Source organism: Enemella evansiae (assembly GCF_004362375.1).
In the GTDB taxonomy this organism is placed as follows: Bacteria; Actinomycetota; Actinomycetes; order Propionibacteriales; family Propionibacteriaceae; genus Enemella; species Enemella evansiae.
Genome location: NZ_SNXA01000010.1, coordinates 1 through 19,535 on the forward strand (window position 1 = coordinate 1; position 19,535 = coordinate 19,535).

Annotated in this window: 18 protein-coding genes; 9 read left to right on the forward strand and 9 right to left on the reverse strand. The window is 70.1% G+C overall.

Going from position 1 to position 19,535, the window contains the following annotated elements; all coding sequences use genetic code 11:
- Positions 1 to 180: 180 nt before the first annotated feature.
- Together C8D81_RS11430 and fahA are read right to left on the reverse strand one after the other, a co-directional pair.
- On the reverse strand, positions 181 to 783 hold the full coding sequence (locus C8D81_RS11430; protein WP_094404284.1) for a flavin reductase family protein: 603 nt from the start codon (positions 781 to 783) through the stop codon (positions 181 to 183).
- 42 nt (positions 784 to 825) lie between these two features.
- Positions 826 to 1,998 (reverse strand): fumarylacetoacetase, encoded by a 1,173-nt coding sequence (fahA, locus tag C8D81_RS11435; RefSeq protein WP_094426431.1) that lies wholly within the window; start codon positions 1,996 to 1,998, stop codon positions 826 to 828.
- A gap of 94 nt (positions 1,999 to 2,092) precedes the next feature.
- Here fahA and C8D81_RS11440 point away from each other — a divergent pair, with 94 nt between their 5' ends.
- From C8D81_RS11440 to C8D81_RS11450, 3 genes are read left to right on the forward strand one after another with little or no spacing between them, the layout of a single operon-like run.
- The gene (locus tag C8D81_RS11440; protein ID WP_094426429.1) at positions 2,093 to 2,557 is read left to right on the forward strand and encodes an SRPBCC family protein; all 465 of its coding nucleotides are present in this window, start codon (positions 2,093 to 2,095) and stop codon (positions 2,555 to 2,557) included.
- 2 nt (positions 2,558 to 2,559) lie between these two features.
- Positions 2,560 to 3,270 carry a histidine phosphatase family protein gene (locus tag C8D81_RS11445; RefSeq protein ID WP_094356909.1) on the forward strand — a complete coding sequence of 237 codons (711 nt, stop codon included), beginning with the start codon at positions 2,560 to 2,562 and terminating at the stop codon, positions 3,268 to 3,270.
- 10 nt (positions 3,271 to 3,280) lie between these two features.
- A complete protein-coding gene (locus C8D81_RS11450) occupies positions 3,281 to 3,994 on the forward strand; it encodes a transporter substrate-binding domain-containing protein (protein WP_094426427.1) in 714 nt (237 codons plus the stop codon).
- A 60-nt stretch (positions 3,995 to 4,054) separates the two neighbouring features.
- Here C8D81_RS11450 and C8D81_RS11455 read toward each other — a convergent pair whose 3' ends face one another.
- From C8D81_RS11455 to C8D81_RS11475, 5 genes are all read right to left on the reverse strand, one after another.
- Positions 4,055 to 4,723: a DUF4333 domain-containing protein gene (locus C8D81_RS11455; RefSeq protein ID WP_094426425.1), complete on the reverse strand. Its 669-nt coding sequence runs from the start codon at positions 4,721 to 4,723 to the stop codon at positions 4,055 to 4,057.
- Positions 4,724 to 4,849: 126 nt separating this feature from the next.
- Positions 4,850 to 5,692: a hypothetical protein gene (locus C8D81_RS11460; protein WP_208109237.1), complete on the reverse strand. Its 843-nt coding sequence runs from the start codon at positions 5,690 to 5,692 to the stop codon at positions 4,850 to 4,852.
- Positions 5,685 to 6,920: a homogentisate 1,2-dioxygenase gene (locus C8D81_RS11465; protein ID WP_094426422.1), complete on the reverse strand. Its 1,236-nt coding sequence runs from the start codon at positions 6,918 to 6,920 to the stop codon at positions 5,685 to 5,687. Before C8D81_RS11465 ends, C8D81_RS11460 begins: the two co-directional genes overlap by 8 nt.
- 173 nt (positions 6,921 to 7,093) lie before the next feature.
- Complete coding sequence (locus C8D81_RS11470; protein WP_094426420.1) at positions 7,094 to 8,320, reverse strand: NAD(P)/FAD-dependent oxidoreductase; 1,227 nt, start codon at positions 8,318 to 8,320, stop codon at positions 7,094 to 7,096.
- On the reverse strand, positions 8,320 to 8,637 hold the full coding sequence (locus C8D81_RS11475; protein WP_094426418.1) for a 2Fe-2S iron-sulfur cluster-binding protein: 318 nt from the start codon (positions 8,635 to 8,637) through the stop codon (positions 8,320 to 8,322). Before C8D81_RS11475 ends, C8D81_RS11470 begins: the two co-directional genes overlap by 1 nt.
- 119 nt (positions 8,638 to 8,756) lie before the next feature.
- Here C8D81_RS11475 and C8D81_RS11480 point away from each other — a divergent pair, with 119 nt between their 5' ends.
- Together C8D81_RS11480 and C8D81_RS11485 are read left to right on the forward strand one after the other, a co-directional pair.
- Positions 8,757 to 9,668 (forward strand): LysR substrate-binding domain-containing protein, encoded by a 912-nt coding sequence (locus C8D81_RS11480; protein ID WP_094426416.1) that lies wholly within the window; start codon positions 8,757 to 8,759, stop codon positions 9,666 to 9,668.
- A 121-nt stretch (positions 9,669 to 9,789) separates the two neighbouring features.
- Complete coding sequence (locus C8D81_RS11485) at positions 9,790 to 10,992, forward strand: cytochrome P450 (protein ID WP_094426414.1); 1,203 nt, start codon at positions 9,790 to 9,792, stop codon at positions 10,990 to 10,992.
- On the opposite strand, the gene C8D81_RS11490 is transcribed toward C8D81_RS11485, so the two are convergent.
- The gene (locus C8D81_RS11490; protein WP_229119580.1) at positions 10,976 to 12,205 is read right to left on the reverse strand and encodes a GAF domain-containing protein; all 1,230 of its coding nucleotides are present in this window, start codon (positions 12,203 to 12,205) and stop codon (positions 10,976 to 10,978) included. The genes C8D81_RS11485 and C8D81_RS11490 overlap by 17 nt on opposite strands.
- 161 nt (positions 12,206 to 12,366) lie before the next feature.
- On the opposite strand from C8D81_RS11490, the gene C8D81_RS11495 reads away from it, so the two are divergent.
- Positions 12,367 to 14,217, forward strand: a complete 1,851-nt coding sequence (locus C8D81_RS11495; protein WP_094426410.1) for a flavin-containing monooxygenase — start codon at positions 12,367 to 12,369, stop codon at positions 14,215 to 14,217.
- 34 nt (positions 14,218 to 14,251) lie between these two features.
- Here C8D81_RS11495 and C8D81_RS11500 read toward each other — a convergent pair whose 3' ends face one another.
- Positions 14,252 to 15,649, reverse strand: coding sequence for an MFS transporter (locus C8D81_RS11500; protein ID WP_208109238.1), 1,398 nt, complete (start codon positions 15,647 to 15,649; stop codon positions 14,252 to 14,254).
- Positions 15,650 to 15,810: 161 nt separating this feature from the next.
- On the opposite strand from C8D81_RS11500, the gene C8D81_RS11505 reads away from it, so the two are divergent.
- From C8D81_RS11505 to hpaE, 3 genes are read left to right on the forward strand one after another with little or no spacing between them, the layout of a single operon-like run.
- The gene (locus tag C8D81_RS11505; protein ID WP_094431429.1) at positions 15,811 to 17,286 is read left to right on the forward strand and encodes a fumarylacetoacetate hydrolase family protein; all 1,476 of its coding nucleotides are present in this window, start codon (positions 15,811 to 15,813) and stop codon (positions 17,284 to 17,286) included.
- Positions 17,283 to 17,957 (forward strand): GntR family transcriptional regulator, encoded by a 675-nt coding sequence (locus C8D81_RS11510; protein WP_094431427.1) that lies wholly within the window; start codon positions 17,283 to 17,285, stop codon positions 17,955 to 17,957. Before C8D81_RS11505 ends, C8D81_RS11510 begins: the two co-directional genes overlap by 4 nt.
- A gap of 37 nt (positions 17,958 to 17,994) precedes the next feature.
- Positions 17,995 to 19,509 (forward strand): 5-carboxymethyl-2-hydroxymuconate semialdehyde dehydrogenase, encoded by a 1,515-nt coding sequence (gene hpaE, locus C8D81_RS11515; protein WP_094431424.1) that lies wholly within the window; start codon positions 17,995 to 17,997, stop codon positions 19,507 to 19,509.
- Positions 19,510 to 19,535: the final 26 nt, after the last annotated feature.

Consider the following 19,535-nt stretch of genomic DNA (forward strand, 5'->3'; position numbering starts at 1 on the left):
GGTCGCTGCGCGACCTACTCGATGAACGTGAGGGCGCAGGGGCGAAGGGGTTCATCTCGACACGGTCGCTGCGCGACCTACTCGATGAACGTGAGCGCGCAGGGGTGGTACGGGTTCATCTCGACACGTCGGCCATTGCTCCGCTTCGCTGCGCATGGCCGACTACTCGATGAACGGGGGTCAGTCGGGGCGGGTGAGGCGGAAAAGGTCGCCAGGGGCGGCCCATTCGTCGGGGCCGCCGAGGCGGGCGACGGGGTTCAGCTTCTGGTATGCGGGCCGCGGGCGTTTGGCGTCCGGGTCGAGCACCGACTCCTCGATCGCGACGCAGAGCACCTCACCGATGACCAGGAAGCTGTCACCGACCTCGACGATCCGGTGCAACCGGCACTCGATGGCGATCGGGGAGGCCGCGACCCGGGGCGGTGCGACCAACCGCGCCGGTTCGGTGGTCAGTCCGACCTCGGCGAATTCGTCAACGTCGGCAGGAAAAGTCGCCGAGGTGGCGTTCGCGGCCCCGGCCAGCTCCTCGCTGACGAAGTTGACCACGAACTCCCCGGTCTCCCGGACATTGGTCAGCGAGTCCTTGACCCCGTTCGAGGTGAACTGCACCATCGCCGGCCGCCGGGAGGCGACGGTGAAGAACGAATGCGGCGCCAGATTCACCACCCCGGCCGCGGACACCGTCGACACCCAGGCGATCGGGCGCGGCACCACGCTGGAGGTGAGCAGGGGATAGCCGGCCCGGGGATCCTCCTCGGCCAGCACGATCTCGCGTCGGGTCATGACCCCACTGTTGCCCGCCACCCGGGGGTCGGCAAACCGGTCTCACGCACAGGGCGCCGGCAGGATCTGCCCGCGTACCTCGCCGAAGCCGATCCGCGACCCGTGCGCCCCCGGTGCGGTCGCCGAGATCGCCACCTGATCACCGTCCAGCAGGAAGGTGCGCTCCTCACCGTTGACGGTGACCGGCTCCTTGCCACCCCAGGTCAGCTCGATGAACGCACCGCGCTGCTCCTTCTCCGGCCCCGAGATCGTCCCCGACGCATAGAGATCACCGGTCCGCGCCGTCGCCCCGTTCACCGTCATGTGCGCCAGCATCTGCGCCGGCGACCAGTACATCTCCCCGTACGGCGGACGCGAGACGACCTGCCCGTTCCAGGCCACCTCCAGCTCGATGTCCAGCCCCCAGCCGCGCTCCTCACGCAGATAGGGCAGCGGTGTCGGATCCTGGCCGGGCAGCTCCCGGCGGGCCTCGGTGAGCGCCAGCAGCGGTACCACCCAGGGCGAGATCGAGGTCGCGAAACTCTTGCCCAGGTGGGGACCCAGCGGCACGTACTCCCAGGCCTGGATGTCGCGGGCGGACCAGTCGTTGACCAGCACGCAGCCGAACACCGAACGTTCGAAATCGGCGGTGGTGAGCTGCTCACCGAGCCGCGACCCGGTGCCGACCACGAAGCCCAGCTCGGCCTCGATGTCCAACCGGGTGCTCGGCCCGAAGGTCGGCTCGCTGGCATCGGGTGCCTTCCGCTGCCCGCACGGCCGGCGGATGTCGGTGTCGGAGACCACGACCGTGCCCGAGCGACCGTGATAACCGACCGGCAGATGCTTCCAGTTCGGCAGCAGCGGCTCGGCATCGGGGCGGAACAACCGGCCCAGATTGCTGGCGTGGTGTTCGGAGGCATAGAAGTCGACGTAGTCGGCGACCTCGATCGGCATCTGCAGGGTGACCTCGCTCAGCGGGATCCGGGTCTCGGCGGGCAACGCCTGCTCGGTGATCCGCTCCTGCAGCTGCCGCCGCACCTCCACCCAGGACTCGTAGCCGCTGGCCATGAACGCGTTCAGCGACGGCTGCTCGAACCGCGGATCGCCGAACAGCTGTGCCAGATCGATCACCTCATCCCCGAGGCGTACGCCGACCCGCGGCGCACCGCCATCGACCGAGAACACTCCGTAGGGCAGGTTTTCCGGGCCGAACAGGGCGGCGTCATCGGCGGGCATGGCACTCCTTCTGGGCAGGTGCTGCGGGCGTACGCCGATCCTAACGGCCGCGGGTTTCGGCCGGCGCCGGTCACCGATGTGACACGATCGAGTGGTGAACCAGGACCAGCCGCGCTTCGTCACCGCCAGCCTCGACATCGCCGCCGAGCCCGCGGCGATCTTCGAGCTGATCGCCGATCCGGCGCAGCAGCCGCGCTGGGACGGCAACGACAATCTGGCCGAGGCCGCGCCCGGGCAGCGGATCCGCGCCGTCGGCGAGGTGTTCACCACCACCCTCACCAACGGGAAGGTCCGCGAGAACCACGTCGTGGAGTACGCCGAGGGCCGCCGGATCGCCTGGCGGCCGGCCGAACCCGGTACCGAACCACCGGGGCACCTGTGGCGCTGGGAACTGGAGTCGGTGCCGACCGGCGGCACCCGGGTCACCCACAGCTACGACTGGACCGAGCTGACCGACCCGGCGCGGCTGGAACGGGCCGGCAAGACCAGCGCGGACTGGCTGCTCGCCTCGCTGCACCGGCTCGCCGCCCTGGCCGACCCGACCCGGAGCGACCGCTGATCGTGGCCGAACCATCGGACTGCCCGGCACGCCGGTCCGCGCATCGCCCGCAGCGGATCATCCTGGTCCGGCACGGCGAATCCCAGGGCAACGCGGACGACTCGATCTATGAGACCGTGCCCGACCACGCGCTGACGCTGACCGAACGCGGCCGCGCCGAGGTGACCGAAACCGGGCACCGGCTGCGGGAGCTGATCGGCACCGAATCCCTGCGGATGTGGGTATCGCCGTATGTGCGGACCCGGCAGACCGCCGAACTGCTCGACCTCGGCGTACCCACCGACGAGATGCGGCTGGAACCACGGCTGCGGGAACAGGACTGGGCGAACTTCCAGGACCCGGTGCAGATCGCCGAGCAGAAACGGCTCCGCAACTCCTATGGCCACTTCTGGTATCGCTTCAGCGAAGGGGAATCCGGCAGCGACGTCTATGACCGGGTGTCGAGTTTTCTCGAGTCCCTGCACCGGAACTTCGACGATCCGGCGATGGAGGACAACGTCGTGCTGGTCACCCACGGTCTGACGATGCGGTTGTTCTGCATGCGCTGGTTCCATTGGAGCGTTGAGTTCTTCGAATCGATCAGCAACCCGCCCAATGGCGGATTCGTGGTGCTGAACCGGCAACCCGACAACCGCTACCAGCTCGCGGAACCCTTTGTGCAATGGGATTCCACGGTGCAACCGACACCGCGCGAACGCAGTTCCTGGCCCTAGGATCGGCCCCATGACCTCGAGCCCCGGCAGCGCACTCGCCCCGACCGGCACCCTGCGTGCGGTGATCAACCTCGGCAATCCGGTGCTCGCCGCCGGCACCGCGGACGCCCCGACCGGGGTCACCGTCGAGCTGGCCCGCGAGCTCGCCGAGCGGCTCGGTGTCCCGCTCGCACTGCGGACCGTCACCGGTGCGAAGGCCGCCTTCACCGCCCTGGTCGACGGGGAGGTCGATCTCGCCTTCCTGGCCGACGAACCCGCGCGCGCCGCGCAGGTCACGTTCACCGCGCCCTACCTGTTCATCGAGGGCGGATACGCCGTGCCGGCGGCCAGCGGGATCGACTCGGCCGACCAGGTGGACCGACCCGGCGTGCGGATCGGGGTCAAGGAGGGATCGGCCTACGACCTCTTCCTGACCCGTACGCTGCAGCACGCCGAGCTGGTCCGCGGGACCGACGGCACCGCCGTCTTCGCCGAGCAGGGCCTCGACGTGGCCGCAGGCATCCGCCAACCGCTCACCGCCTACGCCGCCGAGCACGGGCTGCGCATCCTGGAGCCGGCGTTCATGCAGATCCGCCAGGCGGTCGCCGGCCCGCGCGAGCTCCCTGCCGAAGCCGCGGCGTACCTCGCCGGATTCGTCGAGGACGCCAAGGCCTCCGGGCTCGTCGCCGCGGCCCTCGAACGCGCCGGCCAGACCGCGACCCTCGCCCCCGCCGCCGGAGACTGAAGGACCCGGCCCGCGGGGGAGAGTCCGCGGACCGGGTGGCCTTCGTGGGGTGCCTCCGGGTCAGGAGACGTTGCGGAAGGTGAAGTTGACCTTGCCGTCGGGGTCGATCGTGGTCACCTCGACCTCGACCTTGCCCCTGCGATCGAGTGAACTCCAGTCGCAGGTCATCGTGGTGCCGACCTTGGCGGCGAGATCGCGCGGGCAGTCGACGATCACCGTCTGCCCGCTCTGGTCCTTGACCTTGTTCATGATCGCCAGCTCGACGTTCACCCGGGCGACCTTGCCCCCGCTGGTCGTCGGCTCGTCGGTGGGCTCGTCGCTGGGCTCCGGGGACGGGGTGGAGCTGGGCTCCTCACTCGGGCTGGTCGTCGGCCTCGAGGTCGGGCTCGCCGAGGGACCGGTGTTCCCGCCGGCCGGCGTGCTGTCCATCCGGAAGCTGTAGTCCACGGTGCTGCCCCGGACGCCGCTGACACTGACCCGGACGGGGTAGACATTGCCGTTGATCAGGGCGCTGCAGTCCATCGACGTGCCCTGCTCACCCTTGAGGTCGCTCGGGCAGGTGACCGTCGGCTGGGTGTTGGTCTGGTTCGCGATCTCGGTGGTCAGCTTCGCCTCGACGTCGGCCTTCTTGACCGACTTGCTGCCGAACGAGAATCCCGCCGTGCAGCCGGTCACGGACAGGACCGCGGCCAGGGTGGCGGCGGCCAGGGAGATGGCGGTGCGGCTCATGTTCACTCCTTTGCAGTGCACCCGGGGTCCCGGGCGGTGCCGCGGTTGCCGGGCACGCGTGGAGTGACGCAGCCTCTTTGCACCCGGTTCCCGAATGCAAATACTTCTGCAAAGTTTTTTGTCTGGTCAGTTCAGACCCAGCAGCTCGTCCAGCTCCTCGACGGGTTCATCGATGCTGCAGGTGCCGAAGGACCGGAACGAGCGGCGGACTCCCGGATCCAGACCGGCCAATCCGGCGGCGACCCGTTTCGGGTCACGTTCGGCCAGCGCCGCCGCGACCTGGTCGTCGTCCGCACCGGTCAGCGCGGCGCCGGTGGCGGTGAGCAGGTTCGCGAAGCCGTGCTGTTCGAGCTCACCGGCCTCGCTGTCGGCGGTGTTGCGGATCGCGTGGTGGAGCCCGGCGGTGGCCTTGAACGGCACCTGTGATCGCACGGCCGCCCGGATCGCGGTGGCCAGCTGCGCATCGGTGGGATAGAGCTCGGGGGTCACCCCACCGGTCCGCAGCTTGGCCATCACCGGGGTACCGGCCAGGGCCTCGATCACCGCGGTGTCGTAGCCGCCGTCGGCACCCCGGGGGATCTCCAGGAACAGTTGGACCCCGGGCAGCACGGCGGCGAGCTCGGTGAGCCGCCAGGTCAGCCGGTCCGGTGCCGGGTCGCCGAGCACCAGTTCGAGCGCGGCCAGCCGGATCGAGGAGATGGTGATCGCGTCCTCGGCCACCGCGGCCGCCTCGGTCACCGGGACACCGGTCAGCGAGATCTCCAGCGCCCCGTCCGCCCAGCCGCGGGTGAGCCGGGGGATCTCGTCCAGTGCGGAGCGCGGCAGGACCAGCGGGCCGACCAGGTCGCGGTGCGCGGAGCGGCGGTGTGCCCGATGATCGGGGACGGCCTGTTCGAGCGGTTTGTTGCCGGGCGGGAAGACCGCGGCGTCGTCCAGAAGTCCTTGCAGCAGGGGATTCGCGTCAGCCACGATCGCCCCCGGGCTTCTCGTCGGCGGCCGCGGCGCCACCCGCGTTCCGGACCCAGCTCCAGGCGTACGAGTCGTCCTCGCTGGCGGTGGCGCCCTCACCCAGATCGAGCGGGCGGAAGGTGTCAACCATCACCGCGAGCTCGTCGAAGAACTCCGCACCGATGGAGCGTTCGTACGCCCCCGGCTGCGGCCCGTGCACGTGGCCGGACGGGTGCAGGGAGACCGATCCCTGGCCGATGCCGGAGCCCTTGCGGGCCTCGTAATCCCCACCGCAGTAGAACATCACCTCATCGGAGTCGACGTTCGAGTGGTAGTAGGGCACCGGGATCGACAGCGGGTGGTAGTCGACCTTGCGCGGGACGAAGTTGCAGACCACGAAGTTGGTGCCCTCGAACACCTGGTGGCTGGGCGGCGGCTGGTGCACCCGACCGGTGATCGGCTCGTAGTCGTCCACGCTGAACTTCCACGGATACAGGCAACCGTCCCAGCCGACCACGTCGAAGGGGTGGTTGGCGTGCACCATCTCGGTGCCGGTGATGCCGGCCCGGCCGTGGTGCTTGGTGAGCACCGGCACGTCGGTACCGGTCATCTCGAAGGTCTCGTTCGGCCCGTGCAGGTCGCGCTCGCAGTAGGGCGCGTGCTCCAGCAGCTGGCCGTAGCGGGACAGGAACCGCTTCGGCGGGGCGATGTGCGAGTTCGCCTCGATGATGTACGCCCGCACCGGCTCGGAGCCGTGCGGCAGCCAGCGGTGGATGGTGGCCCGCGGGATCAGCAGGTAGTCGTGGCCGGTCGCCTCGATCACCCCGAAGACGGTCTCCAGCCGGACATCCCCGGATTCGATGTAGACCAGCTCGTCACCGGTGGCGTTCTTGTAGAGCGGGCTCTCGGCGCGGGCGACGACGTAGCCGATCCTGACATCGTTGTTGCCGAGCAGCAGCCGCCGACCGTTGACCATGTCGGTGCTCGCCCAGCTCTCCTCGGCGAACAGGTCGTGCAGCTTGAAGTGCCGGGGCAGCAGCGGATCGTTGGGCCGGGTCTGCTGGTCGGGCAGCTGCCAGGGCCGAGTCGCCGAGATCGCCGAGGGGATGTTGCGGTGGTAGAGCAGCGAGGAATCGGCGGAGAACCCCTCCTCACCCATCAGCTCCTCGTAGTAGAGGCCGCCGTTGCTGTTGCGGTGCTGGGTGTGCCGCTTCGGCGGAATGCTCCCCACGCTGCGGTAGTACGCCATCGATCCTCCCTGACCGGTCCGGACTCCCACGACTCAGTTAGTACATGGATGTACTAAATTGTACCCGACCCTCCGCACCATGTCAGCAGTTATCGCCCGTCTGAACGACGAACACCGGCGGATGGGGCCCAAGAGATTGCTCGGGCGAGTCGATCGGGGAATTGCCCGGTCGTTCAGGCCAGGGCCTTGGCGGCCGCCTTCAGGGTGAACCCGGGTTCCCGGGCCTGCTCGGGGGTGACCCCACCGCCGCCGGCGGCGATCAGCTTCCGGGCGGCCAGGTGATCACCCGGGGCGCCGACGCTCTCCACGCAGACCAGCCGGCCGTCGATGAAACCGAGCACGCTGCCCTTCCCGGCGTCCAGCTCCCCGGTGGTCACGGTCTCCATCTCCGGCACCGCCAGGCCCGCGATCTGCAGCTTCGTGCCGCACTGCACGGTCCAGAACCACGGCACCGCGGTGTACGCCTCCGCGGTCCCGGTCAGCGTCCGGGCCAGTGCCCGCGCCTGATCGGTGGCGTTCTGCACCGCCTCCAACCGGACCCGGCAACCGGCGTACCCGCTCGGATAGGAGGCCACGTCACCGATCGCATAGATGTGCGGGTCGCTGGTCCGCAGCTGCTCGTCCACCGCGATCCCGTTGTCGATCCTCAGGCCCATCTCCCGACCCAGCTCGTCGGCCGGGGTGATGCCCAACCCGAGCACCACCAGATCGGCCTCGTACCGGGCCCCGCTGCTGCCGATCACCGCGCTCACCCGGCCGTCGCTGCCCTCCAGTTCCGCCAGTCCCTCGCCGAAGACCAACCGCGCGCCCGCGGCCTGATGCCGCGCGCGATAGTGCTCGGACATCGCCGGGCTCAGCACCCGCTGCATCGGCCGCTCGGCCAGCTCCAGCACGGTCACCGCCAGGCCGCGCTTCTCGGCGGCCGAGGCGAACTCCAGCCCGATGAAACCGGCACCGACGACCACCACCCGCCGGGCGTCCGCGAGCATCGAGCGGACCCGGATCGCATCGTCCAGGGTGCGCAGGATCAACACCCCATCCAGCTCGGACCCCGCACAGGGCGCGGGCCGGCCGTGCGCCCCGGTCGCCAGCACCAGGTCGTCGTAACCCAGTTCGGTGCCGTCGGCCAGCCGGACGATCCGGGCCTCGCGGTCCACCCGCTCGACCGGGGAGCCGAGCAGCAGGCGTACCCGCTGGTCCGCCCAGAACTTCGCCGCCCGCATCGGCAGCGGGCTCGCGTCCGCGCCCGGATCGACGTAGTCCTTGGACAGCGGCGGCCGCTGGTAGGGCTCGTGGGTGGCGCCGTCGACGATCGTCAGCTCCCCGTCGTAACCCTGCCGGCGCAGCGCGTCGGCGGCCTCGACCCCGGCATGCCCGGCGCCGATGATGACGATCGCCATCAGACCTGCTCCTCGGGCAGGCGCACCGCGAGGGTCTCGAAGTCGGCGCCGGCGGTGAGCTGGCAGCCGAGCCGGGACTCCTCGGTCCGCTCGCTCGCGGTCTCCTCGAGCATCTCCTCCTCATCCTCGGAGATCTCCGGGAGGCCGGTCTGGTCGGCGACGTAGACGTGACAGGTCGCGCACATCGCCTGGCCACCGCACTCGCCGACGATCCCGTCGACCCCGTTCGCCAGCGCAGCGCGCATCACCGAGACCCCGGCCTCGACGTCGACCTCGTCGACGGAGCCGTCGGAATGGGTGTACGAAATGTGGGGCATCGTTGCTCCTCCTCGCCGGGCCGCACCTGCGCGGCGTCGTGGCACCGAGTGAAGCACGTCCCCAATCCTCGGGAAAAGCGCCTATTCTCGGGTTGCAAACACGACTGGATCGAGGAATCGTGCCCGACTTCACGCTGCGCCAGCTCGAGTGTTTCGTCGCGGTCGCCGACGCGGCCACCATCGCGGCCGCCGCCGAGCAGCTGCACGCCTCGCCGTCGGCGGTCGGGGCCGCCATCGAGGAGCTGGAGCGGCACCTGGGCGAGCGGTTGACGGTACGCCGGCGGGCGCACGGGGTCACCCTCACCTCCGCGGGTTCGGCCCTGCTGCCGCGGGCCCGGGCGTTGCTGACCGCGGCCGCCGACCTGCAACCGGCCGCCGACGGTGCGCTGGCCGGCAGTCTGGTGGTGGGCTGTTACGAGACCCTGGCGCCGTCGCTGCTGCCGCGCATCGTCGAGGGGTTCGAGGCGGAGCATCCGGCGGTGCGGGTACGCCTGGCCGAGGGCTCCCAGTACGAGCTGCTGGACGGGCTGGAGTCCGGTCTGATCGACGCGGCGATCCTCTACGAGCGCGATCTGCGCGGCGACCTCGACACCATCGTGCTCTACCGGTTGCCCGCGCACGTGCTGCTGCCGGCCGATCATCGACTGGCCGGCGCGGACCGGGTCCGGCTCGCCGACCTGGCCGAGGAGCCCTTCATCCAGTACAACGTCGAGCCCGCCTGGCAGAACACCCAGGCCCTGTTCACCGCGACCGGCGTACGCCCGAACGTCCGGTACGTGACCGGGAACTACGAGCTGGCCCGGTCCCTGGTCGGCCGCGGTCTCGGCTACACCGTGCTGGTGCAGCGGCAGGCCACCGACCGCACCTACGAGGGCGGCCGGGTGGCGGTCTGCGAGATCGATCCGCAGCCGCAGCCGACCACCATCGTGCTCGCCTGGCCCAGGGAGACGGGCCGCTCGCGGCTGCTGCGGACGCTGGTGGGGTGGGCGCCCGGCCAGGTGCAGAAGTGGCGGACCGGCGTACGCGGTTGACCGTGGGCCGCCCCGGGTGATTCCACGACTCACTCGCGTTTCCACCCCTGATATCTGCGCGTGCGCCGATGAAGCGGCGGTGCGAGACTCGGCACAGGCCTCCCGAGGAAGTGAGTACGCCATGCAGGATGCAGCAGCGCCGACCACCGCACCGGTCATCGACTGGTTCGACCCGCACGAGATGTTCGCCGACCCCTACCCCGGGTACGCCCGGCTGCGCGAGGTCGGTCCGGTCGTGCAGGTGCCGACCATCGGGCGCCACCTGATGACCAGCCAGGCGGCGGTACTGGCCGCCGAGCACGATCCCGAGACCTTCTCCTCGCACAGCTCACCCAATCTGATGGTCGAGGCCCTCGGTGGCCGGCCGATGCTGCGCCTGGACGACCCGGCACACGCCGAGGAGCGCGGCGCGGTGAACCCGACACTGCGGCCGAAGGCGATCAAGACGGTCTGGTCGGCGAAGTTCGAGAAATCCGTCGACCGCTGGCTGGACCGGCTGGCCGAGGTGTCCGACCCCGACCTGAACCGGGACTTCGCGGCCCCGGTCGCCAGCCAGAACCTGATCGACCTGGTCGGCTTCGACGTGGTCGACGGGGTCACCGTCGATGACATGGCCCGCTGGTCGACCGACTACATCGCCGGGATCGGCAACATCCTCGACGACCAGGACATCTGGGCTCGCTGCACCCGCTCCCGCGAGGAGGTGGACGCGGTCCTCGACGAGCTGATCCCGCGGCTGGCCAAGGAACCGAACGGCTCGGTGACCAGCCACCTGATGCAGGCCGGGCTGTCCGAGGACCAGGTCCGGGTGAACACCCGGCTGACGATCTCCGGCGGGATGAACGAACCCCAGCACATGATCACCGCGATGGTCTGGGCACTCGAGCAGCACCCCGAACAACGCGCGATGGTGCTCGATGACCCGTCGCTGTTCGGCGGCGCCTTCGAGGAGACCGTCCGCTGGCAGTCACCGATCGGCATGGTGCCCCGGCAGACGACCCGGGACGTCGAGGTGCTCGGGGTGCAGATCCCCGAGGGCGCCCAGGTCGGTGTGCTGCTCGCCAGCGCGAACCGGGACCCGGAGGCCTTCCCCGACCCGGACCGCTTCGACATCACCCGGCACGCCCGCGGCCATGTCGGCTTCGGCAACGGCGCCCACATGTGTGCCGGTCGCTGGGCCGCCAAGACCGCGGTCGGTGAGATCGCGCTGCCGCGGCTCTATCAGCGGTTCCCCGACCTGGCGCTGGCCGCCGACCGCCCGGCCAGCTGGGCCGGCTGGGTTTTCCGCGGGATCACCGAGCTGCCGGTCACGCTTCGGGCGTGACCCCCTCCTCGATGCGGAACCGGACATCCCGGGAGATCCGATAGGGGTGTGACTCCACCAGCGCGCCCACGCTGCGCCGCAACCGGGACAGCTCGGCGCGGATGGTGACGGCATGGTCGGGGTCGCCGTAGACCAGGTTGCTCAGCTCGGCCGCGGTCAGACCCGCCGCCGGAGCACCGGCCAGCAGCCGGAGCAGCTCGACGTGCCGGGCGGTCAGCGGCGCCCGCCACGGGCCGTCGGCGGAATCGACCTCGAGCACCCGCTCGGCGGCGATCAGCCGCGCACTCATCCGGGCCTCGGCGGCCTCCGGGCGCAGCAGCCACCCCTCGGCCAGCCGTTCGGGCAGGCAGATACCGAGACCGGGGACCGCCAGCGGGTGCTGCTGCTGCGGCACCTGGACCCGGTCCCGGCGGGCCAACCCGGCCTGGTGGGCCACCCAGCCCAGGTCGTCGACCACCAGCAGCGGGCCGCGGGCCCCGACCAGCAGCGGTTCGGCGGTCCGCCGCAACCGGTCCAGCCGCTCCCGGTGCAGGTCGCCCAGCCGGGCCTCGGCCAACCGGACCGCGCTCTCCACCAGCACCCGGATCGTCGGGTGCAGGGTGAGCGCCGGGCCGCTGACATCGACCACACCCAGCAGCTCACCGGTGCGCGGGTCGTGGATCGGCCGGGCCGAGCAGTACCACGGGTGCTGGGCCTGGGCAAAGTGTTCGGCGGAGAACAGCTCGACCGGCGCGGCCTCGGCCAGTGCGGTGCCGATCGCGTTGGTACCGACCGTCTGCTCGGTCCACAGCGCGCCCTCGGCGAAACCCAGGGAGTCGGCCTGGCGGCGTACCCGGGTCGATCCCTCGCGCCACAGCACCACCCCGTCCGCGTCGGTGACCACCATCAGATAGCTCGATGCATCGGCCACCGAGGTCAGCACGTGCCGGAGCTCGTCGATCACCAGGGTCAGTGCGGAGGCGGTACGCCGCCGCTCGACCTCGGCGAGCGGCAGCGGATCCCGGGCATTGCTCGCGTCCGCGGCCAGCCCGGTGGCCATCACCCGGCGCCAGGAGCGGACGACCAGCTCCCGCACCGGTGGGGCCTTCGTCGGCCGCAACCCCGACAGGATCGCGTCGTGCAGGACGCGGAGCTCCCGGGCACGCAGGCTCAGATCGGTCCCCGGCGCGACCGCGCCACCCCGCCTCGTTCGGTCCTGCATGGTTCGGGCCATCGTCGTCCTTGTCGTCGGCTCGCCTTCGAGGATAGATGCCGGATGTGACGGCCGCCACGCCCGCGCCCCGGACGTTGCAACACGATGCAACGCTGTCGCCCCCGCTGTGGTCGGGGTGTGATGTGACCCTCGCCACAGATGACCGACCAGGGAGGCACCGCATGACCCAGACCCTCGATCCGGCCGCCGACGCCACGACCGACACCGGGGCTCCCAGCGACCCGCAGGCCCGCGTCGACGCCTGGTTGGCCCGTTTCCAGCAGGCGCTGTCCGCCGCGGACGGTGCGGCGACCGCGGACCTGTTCGCCACCGAGAGCTACTGGCGCGACCTGATCGCGTTCACCTGGAACCTGAAGACCGTCGAGGGGCGGGAGCAGGTGGCGGACCTGGTCACCCAGACCGGCGAGCGGACCGCCGCCACCGGTTTCGCCACCTCCGAGCCGCCGGAGGAGGCCGACGGGGTGATCACCGCCTGGCTCCGCTTCGAGACCGCCGTCGGCCGCGGGATGGGCCTGGTCCGGCTCGTCAGCGAGGACGGTGAGGACCGCGCCTGGACCCTGCTGACGGCGATGTATGAGCTGAAGGGCCACGAGGAGCCACGCGGCACGCACCGCCCGATGGGTGCCGAACACGGTGCGAACAAGCAGCGCAAGACCTGGCAGGAGCGCCGGCAGGAGGAGGCCGAGAACCTCGGGTCGACCACCCAGCCCTATGTGCTCGTGGTCGGCGGCGGACAGGGCGGCATCGCGCTGGGCTCGCGGTTGCGGCAGCTCGGCGTACCCGCACTGGTCGTCGACAAGCATCCGCGCCCCGGTGACCAGTGGCGGCAGCGCTACAAGTCGCTCTGCCTGCACGACCCGGTCTGGTACGACCACCTGCCCTACCTGAAGTTCCCCGACAACTGGCCGGTGTTCGCGCCCAAGGACAAGATCGGTGACTGGCTGGAGAGCTACGTCAACGTGATGGAGGTGCCCTACTGGTCGAGCACCCAGGTGAAGAGCGCCTCCTTCTCCGAGGAGGCCGGCGAGTGGACCGTCGAGCTGGAGCGGGAGGGCCGGGCGCTGACCCTGAAGCCCACCCAGTTGGTGTTCGCGACCGGGATGAGCGGCAAACCGCGGATCCCGGAGATCCCCGGGGTGGAGAAGTTCAAAGGCGATGTGCACCATTCCTCCGCGCATCCCGGACCGGACGCGTACGCCGGGAAGCAGGCGGTGGTGATCGGCAGCAACAACTCCGCCTTCGACATCTGTGGGGCGCTGTGGGAGCACGACGCGGACGTGACCATGGTGCAGCGCTCGTCGACCCACATCGTGAAGAGCGGCAGCCTGATGGAGTACGGGCTCGGCGATCTCTATTCCGAGCGGGCACTGGCGGCGGGGGTGACCACCGAGAAGGCGGACCTGATCTTCGCCTCGCTGCCCTACCGGATCATGCACACCTTCCAGATCCCGGCGTACGAGAAGATGGCCGAGGCCGACAAGGACTTCTACGACCGGTTGGAGAAGGCCGGATTCTGGCTGGACTGGGGCGATGACGGGTCCGGGCTGTTCATGAAGTACCTGCGCCGCGGCTCGGGCTACTACATCGACGTCGGGGCCGCCGACCTGGTCGCCGACGGTCAGGTGAAGCTGGCGCACGGGCAGGTCACCGAGTTCACCGAGAACGGGGTCCGGTTCGACGACGGCACCGAGCTCCCGGCCGATGTGGTCGTCTTCGCCACCGGTTACAACTCGATGAACGGCTGGGTCGCCGACCTGATCGACCAGGAGACCGCCGACCGACTCGGCAAGTGCTGGGGGCTCGGCTCGGACACCACCCTCGATCCGGGTCCGTGGGAGGGCGAGCAGCGCAACATGTGGAAGCCGACCCAGGTGCCGAATCTGTGGATGCACGGTGGCAACCTGCACCAGTCCCGGCACTACTCGCTCTATCTGGCGCTGCAGCTCAAGGCCCGCCTGGAGGGCATCGACACACCCGTCTACGGCCTCCAGGAGGTGCATCACACCGGTTGAGAAGGGCACCGCCGCATCGGTGGATTCCGTTACCTCACACGGAATCCGCGCGGTGCCGCGGGGTCTCCTCGACCTCGGTCGGGTCACCGGGCCGCCAGCTGTCCCACTGCCCGGAGCGCTCGAAGCCGATGTCCAGAGGGATGTGGCTGCGGTCCTTCAGCAGGATCGCCGCCGTGGTGCCGATCGCGATCATCACCACCAGGTAGGCCACGATGGCCCAGGTGGTGCCGGTGGCCTGCAGCAGCGCCTGGGCGATCGAGGCGGCGAAGGCGCCGCCGAAGATCGCGCCGATCGCATAGCTGATCGAGACCCCGGAGAAGCGCACCGAGGCGGGGAACATCTCGGCGTACCAACCGGCCTGCGGACCATAGGTGAGGCCGAGCCCGATCGCCAGCAGGGAGGCGCCGAGACCGATCCCGGTGACGCCCTGCTTGACCAGCTCGAACAGCGGGATCGCCGCGGCCAGCAGCAGCACGTAACCGAGGATGAAGGTGCGCTTCCGGCCGAAGCGGTCGGAGAGCCAGCCACCGAAGAGGGTGGAGAGGAACCAGACGAAGGCGCTGACCAGGATCGCCAGCTGGACGCCGACCGGGTTGAATCCGTACCCGCCCTGGGCCGGTGGGCGGGAAGCCAGGCCCTGGATGTAACCGCCGGTGGTCATGTAGCCGAGCGCGTTGTTGCCGGCGAAGAGCATCGCCGCGAGCACGACGATCCCGCCGTACCGCTTGAACAGCACGCCGATCGGGGCCGACTCCTGCTCCTTGTGCTCCTGGATCTCCTGGAAGACCGGCGATTCCTCGACGGTGCGCCGGACCACGTAACCGACGACGATCAGCACGATCGAGACCAGGAAGGGCACCCGCCAGCCCCAGGCCAGGAAGGCCGGACCGGGCGCGACGCTGCGCATGATCGCCAGCATCGCGGAGGCGAGCATCATCCCCAGCGGTACGCCCAGCTGCGGGAACATGCCGTAGAGGCCGCGCTTGCGGGCCGGCGCGTGCTCGACCGACATCAGCACCGCGCCACCCCATTCGCCGCCGGCGGAGATGCCCTGCAGGATGCGCAGCAGCATCAGCAGCACCGGGGCGGCGACGCCGATGGTCTCGTAGGTGGGCAGCAGGCCGACCAGGGTCGTCGCGCCACCCATCAGCAGCAGCGTGAGCACCAGCATCGGGCGGCGGCCGAGCTTGTCGCCGAAGTGGCCGGCGAGGAACGCGCCCAGGGGCCGGAAGAGGAAGGACAGGCCGATGGTGAGCAGCGAGAGGATCGTCGCGAACTCCGGCCCGGCCGGTTTGAAGAAGAGTTCGGCGAACACCAGGTTCGCCGCGAAGGAGTAGATGAAGAAGTCGTACCACTCGATGGTGGTCCCCACGATCGTCGCCGCGACGACCTTCCTGCGTTCTCTGGGACTGCTGTGCACCGCTGTGTTCACGGGGAGACTCCCTTGTCTCGGTATGTCGGCGTCTCGGCTGTATCGGCCGCGGACGATTCGTATCATATACGATCCGGTACGCCGCGGCGAGAGTCAACAGTCGGATCCGGATCGGGCTCGAACCGTTGTCAGCCCTCGATGGATCGTATACGATGCATCCCATGGCGACGACGCACACCCCCTCGGTACCGGCTCCGGCCCAGCTGGCCTGGGAGCTGCTGGGCACCCGCCCCGGCACCGTGTTCGCGATGCACATCTCCTATCCGGCCCGCGCCGCGCAGAAGGGGCGTACGCCCGAGGCCCCCGGCTACTTCCTCAAGCCGCCCACCTCCCTGGCGCCGGCGGGGGAGGTCGAACTGCCGGCCGGCTGCGAGATCCTCGGTTTCGAGGGCGAGATCGCGCTGGTGATCGGCACCGGTGGCCGCCGGATCCCGGTCGAACAGGCCTGGGACGCCGTCGCCGCGGTGACCGCCGCCAACGACCTCGGCGTCTTCGATCTGCGCTGGGCCGACAAGGGGGCGAACGTCCGCTCCAAGGGCGGCGACGGTTACACCCCGATCGGCCCGGACCTGCTGCCGGCCGCCGAACTCGACCCGGCCGCCCTCGAGATCCGGGTCTGGAAGAACGGCGAGCTGGTCCAGTCCGACGACACCTCGACGCTGCTGTTCTCGCTGCCGCAGATCGTCTCCGACCTCTCCCAGCTGATCACCCTCGAACCGGGCGATGTGATCCTCACCGGCACGCCCGCCGGCGCCTCCACCTTCAGCCCCGGTGAGACCGTCGAGGTCGAGGTGCGCGCGGGTGAGCGGTCCACCGGCCGGCTCGCGACCACCGCGGTTGCGGGCAGCGAGCCGCTGCCGGCGTACAGCCCGCAACCGAAACCGACCCCCGAGCAGTGGGCGGATGCCTCCGGCCGGCCCATCGAGGAGTTCACCGGACCCGCGGAAACCACGCTGAGCAAGGAGACCGCCGAGCGGTTGCGCGGGGTCGCGGTCGCCACCCTGGCCCAGCTGATGCGCAAACGCGGGCTGAACGATGTCACCATCGACGGGCTGGCACCGCTGCAACCGGGCGCCCGCCTGGTCGGGACCGCGCGCACCCTGCGCTACGTCCCCGGCCGCGAAGACCTGTTCGCCTCCCACGGCGGCGGATACAACGCACAGAAACGGCTCTTCGACTCCCTGCGCCCCGGTGAGGTGGTGGTGATCGACGCCCGCGGCGAACGGGACGCCGGCACCCTCGGCGACGTGCTCGCGCTCCGGGCCCGGCAGCTCGGCGCCACCGGGCTGATCACCGACGGCGCGGTCCGGGACGCCGACGTGGTCGCCGAGATCGGCGTACCCACCTGGTCGGCCGGCTCCCATCCCGCCGTCCTCGGCCGCCGGCACGTGCCCTGGGCGCTCGATGAGACCGTCGCCTGCGGGGGCACCACCGTGCAGCCCGGGGACGTGATCGTCGGCGACGGTGACGGCCTGCTGGTGATCCCACCCGGAATGGTCGAAGAACTCCTCACCGCCGCCGAACAGCAGGAGGCCGAGGAGGAGTTCATCGCCGAGATGGTCCAACAGGGCCACAAGGTCGACGGGCTCTTCCCGATGAACGCCGAATGGCGGGCCCGCTTCCAGGAGCAGCGATGACCCGGGCGACGGCGAGCAAATCCCAACAGGCGTACGAGATCCTGCGTGCCCGGATCGTCGAGGGTCGCTACGAACCGGGGATGCGGCTGGTCCTGGCCCAGCTCGGCGCCGAGCTCGGTGTCAGCGTGGTCCCGGTCCGCGAGGCGATCCGCCGGCTGGAGGCCGAGGGCCTGGTCACCTTCGAACGCAATGTCGGGGCCCGGGTCGCCGAGATCGACGAGCGGGAATACCTGGAGACCGTGCAGACCCTGTCGATCGTCGAGGGCGCCGCGGTGATGTACGCCGCGGAGGTCCCGGACGCGATCGATCTGGAGCAGGCCCGCGAACTCAACGACCTGCTCCGCGACAGCCTGGCCGACCTGGAACCGGTCCAGTTCACCCGGCTCAACGAGGCCTTCCACCGGGCCCTCAGCGATCCCTGCCCGAACAGCCATCTCCGTGATCTGGTGGATCGCGGTTGGCACCGGCTCGCCCGCCTGCGCCGCTCCACCTTCGCCTACGTGCCGACCCGCGCGGCCGCCTCGGTCGCCGAGCACGACCGGATCCTCGAACTGATCGGCACCGGTGCCGACCCGCGGGCCATCGAACTCGCGGTCCGGGAACACCGGCTCGCCACCCCGCAGGCCTTCCTGCACCGCCCGGGCCACGAGGCGCCGGCGGACCTCCGATGACTCAGAAACCGTTCCACCGAAAGAAAGCAGGGCATCCATGAGCCAGCGACCAGCGAATCTGCCGAGCCACCTGCAGCACTACATCGGCGGACGGCACGTCGACTCCGTCGGCGGTGAGAAGTTCGACGTGCTCGACCCGGTGACGAACGAGGTGTACGCCACCGCGGCCGCCGGTCAGCAGGCCGACATCGACGCCGCCGTCGCCGCGGCCACGACCGCGTTCAAAGAGGGCCCCTGGCCGGGGATGAAAGCGCGCCAGCGGGCGAAGATCCTGCAGCGGATCGCCGACATCGTGACCTCCCGGGACGCCGAACTGGCGGCCTTCGAGACCTTCGACTCCGGCCTGCCGATCACCCAGGCCAGGGGTCAGGCGCAGCGCGCCGCCGAGAACTTCCGCTTCTTCGCCGACCTGATCGTCGCCCAGCGTGACGACGCCTACCAGGTGCCGCACAGCCAGCTGAACTACGTCCACCGCAAACCCAAGGGGGTGGCCGGGCTGATCACGCCGTGGAACACCCCGTTCATGCTGGAATCCTGGAAGCTCGGCCCCGCACTCGCCTCCGGTTGCACCGTGGTGCTCAAGCCGGCGGAGTTCACCCCGCTGTCGGCCTCCCTGTGGGCCGGGATCTTCGAGGAGGCCGGACTGCCCGAGGGGGTGTTCAACCTGGTCAACGGCATCGGCGAGGAGGCCGGTGACGCACTGGTCAAGCACCCCGGCGTCCCGCTGATCTCCTTCACCGGTGAGTCCCGGACCGGCCAGCTGATCTTCCGCAACTGCGCCGAGGGATTGAAGGCCATGTCGATGGAGCTCGGTGGCAAGTCCCCGGCCGTCGTCTTCGCCGACGCCGACCTGGACGCCGCCATCGACTCCACGCTGTTCGGGGTCTTCTCGTTGAACGGTGAGCGCTGCACCGCGGGGTCCCGGATCCTGGTCGAGCGGTCGATCTACGACGACTTCGTCGAGCGGTACGCCGCCCGGGCCCGCAACGTCGTGGTCGGCGACCCGTCGGACCCGAAGACCGAGGTCGGTGCGCTGGTCCACCCCGAGCACTTCGAGAAGGTGATGTCCTATGTCGAGATCGGCAAGGGCGAGGGCCGGTTGCTGGCCGGCGGGGGCCGGCCCGAGGGACTGGAGACCGGCAACTACGTCGCCCCGACCGTGTTCGCCGATGTCGCGCCCGAGGCGCGAATCTTCCAGGAGGAGATCTTCGGCCCCGTCGTCGCGATCACCCCGTTCGACGACGAGTTGGAGGCGCTCGAGCTGGCGAACGACACCCGCTACGGCCTGGCCGCCTACATCTGGACCAGTGATCTGGTCCGCGGGCACACCTTCGCCCAGGGCGTGGAGGCCGGGATGGTGTGGCTGAACAGCCACAACGTGCGCGACCTCCGCAGCCCCTTCGGCGGGGTGAAGGCCTCCGGTCTCGGCCAGGAGGGCGGCTACCGCAGCCTCGACTTCTATTCCGACCAGCAGGCCGTGCACATCACGCTCGGCGACGTCCACACCGCCCGCTTCGGCTCCGTCGAGGACGCCGCCGAACTGGCCGAATGACCTTACCCAGCAGCAAAGGAGCCGCA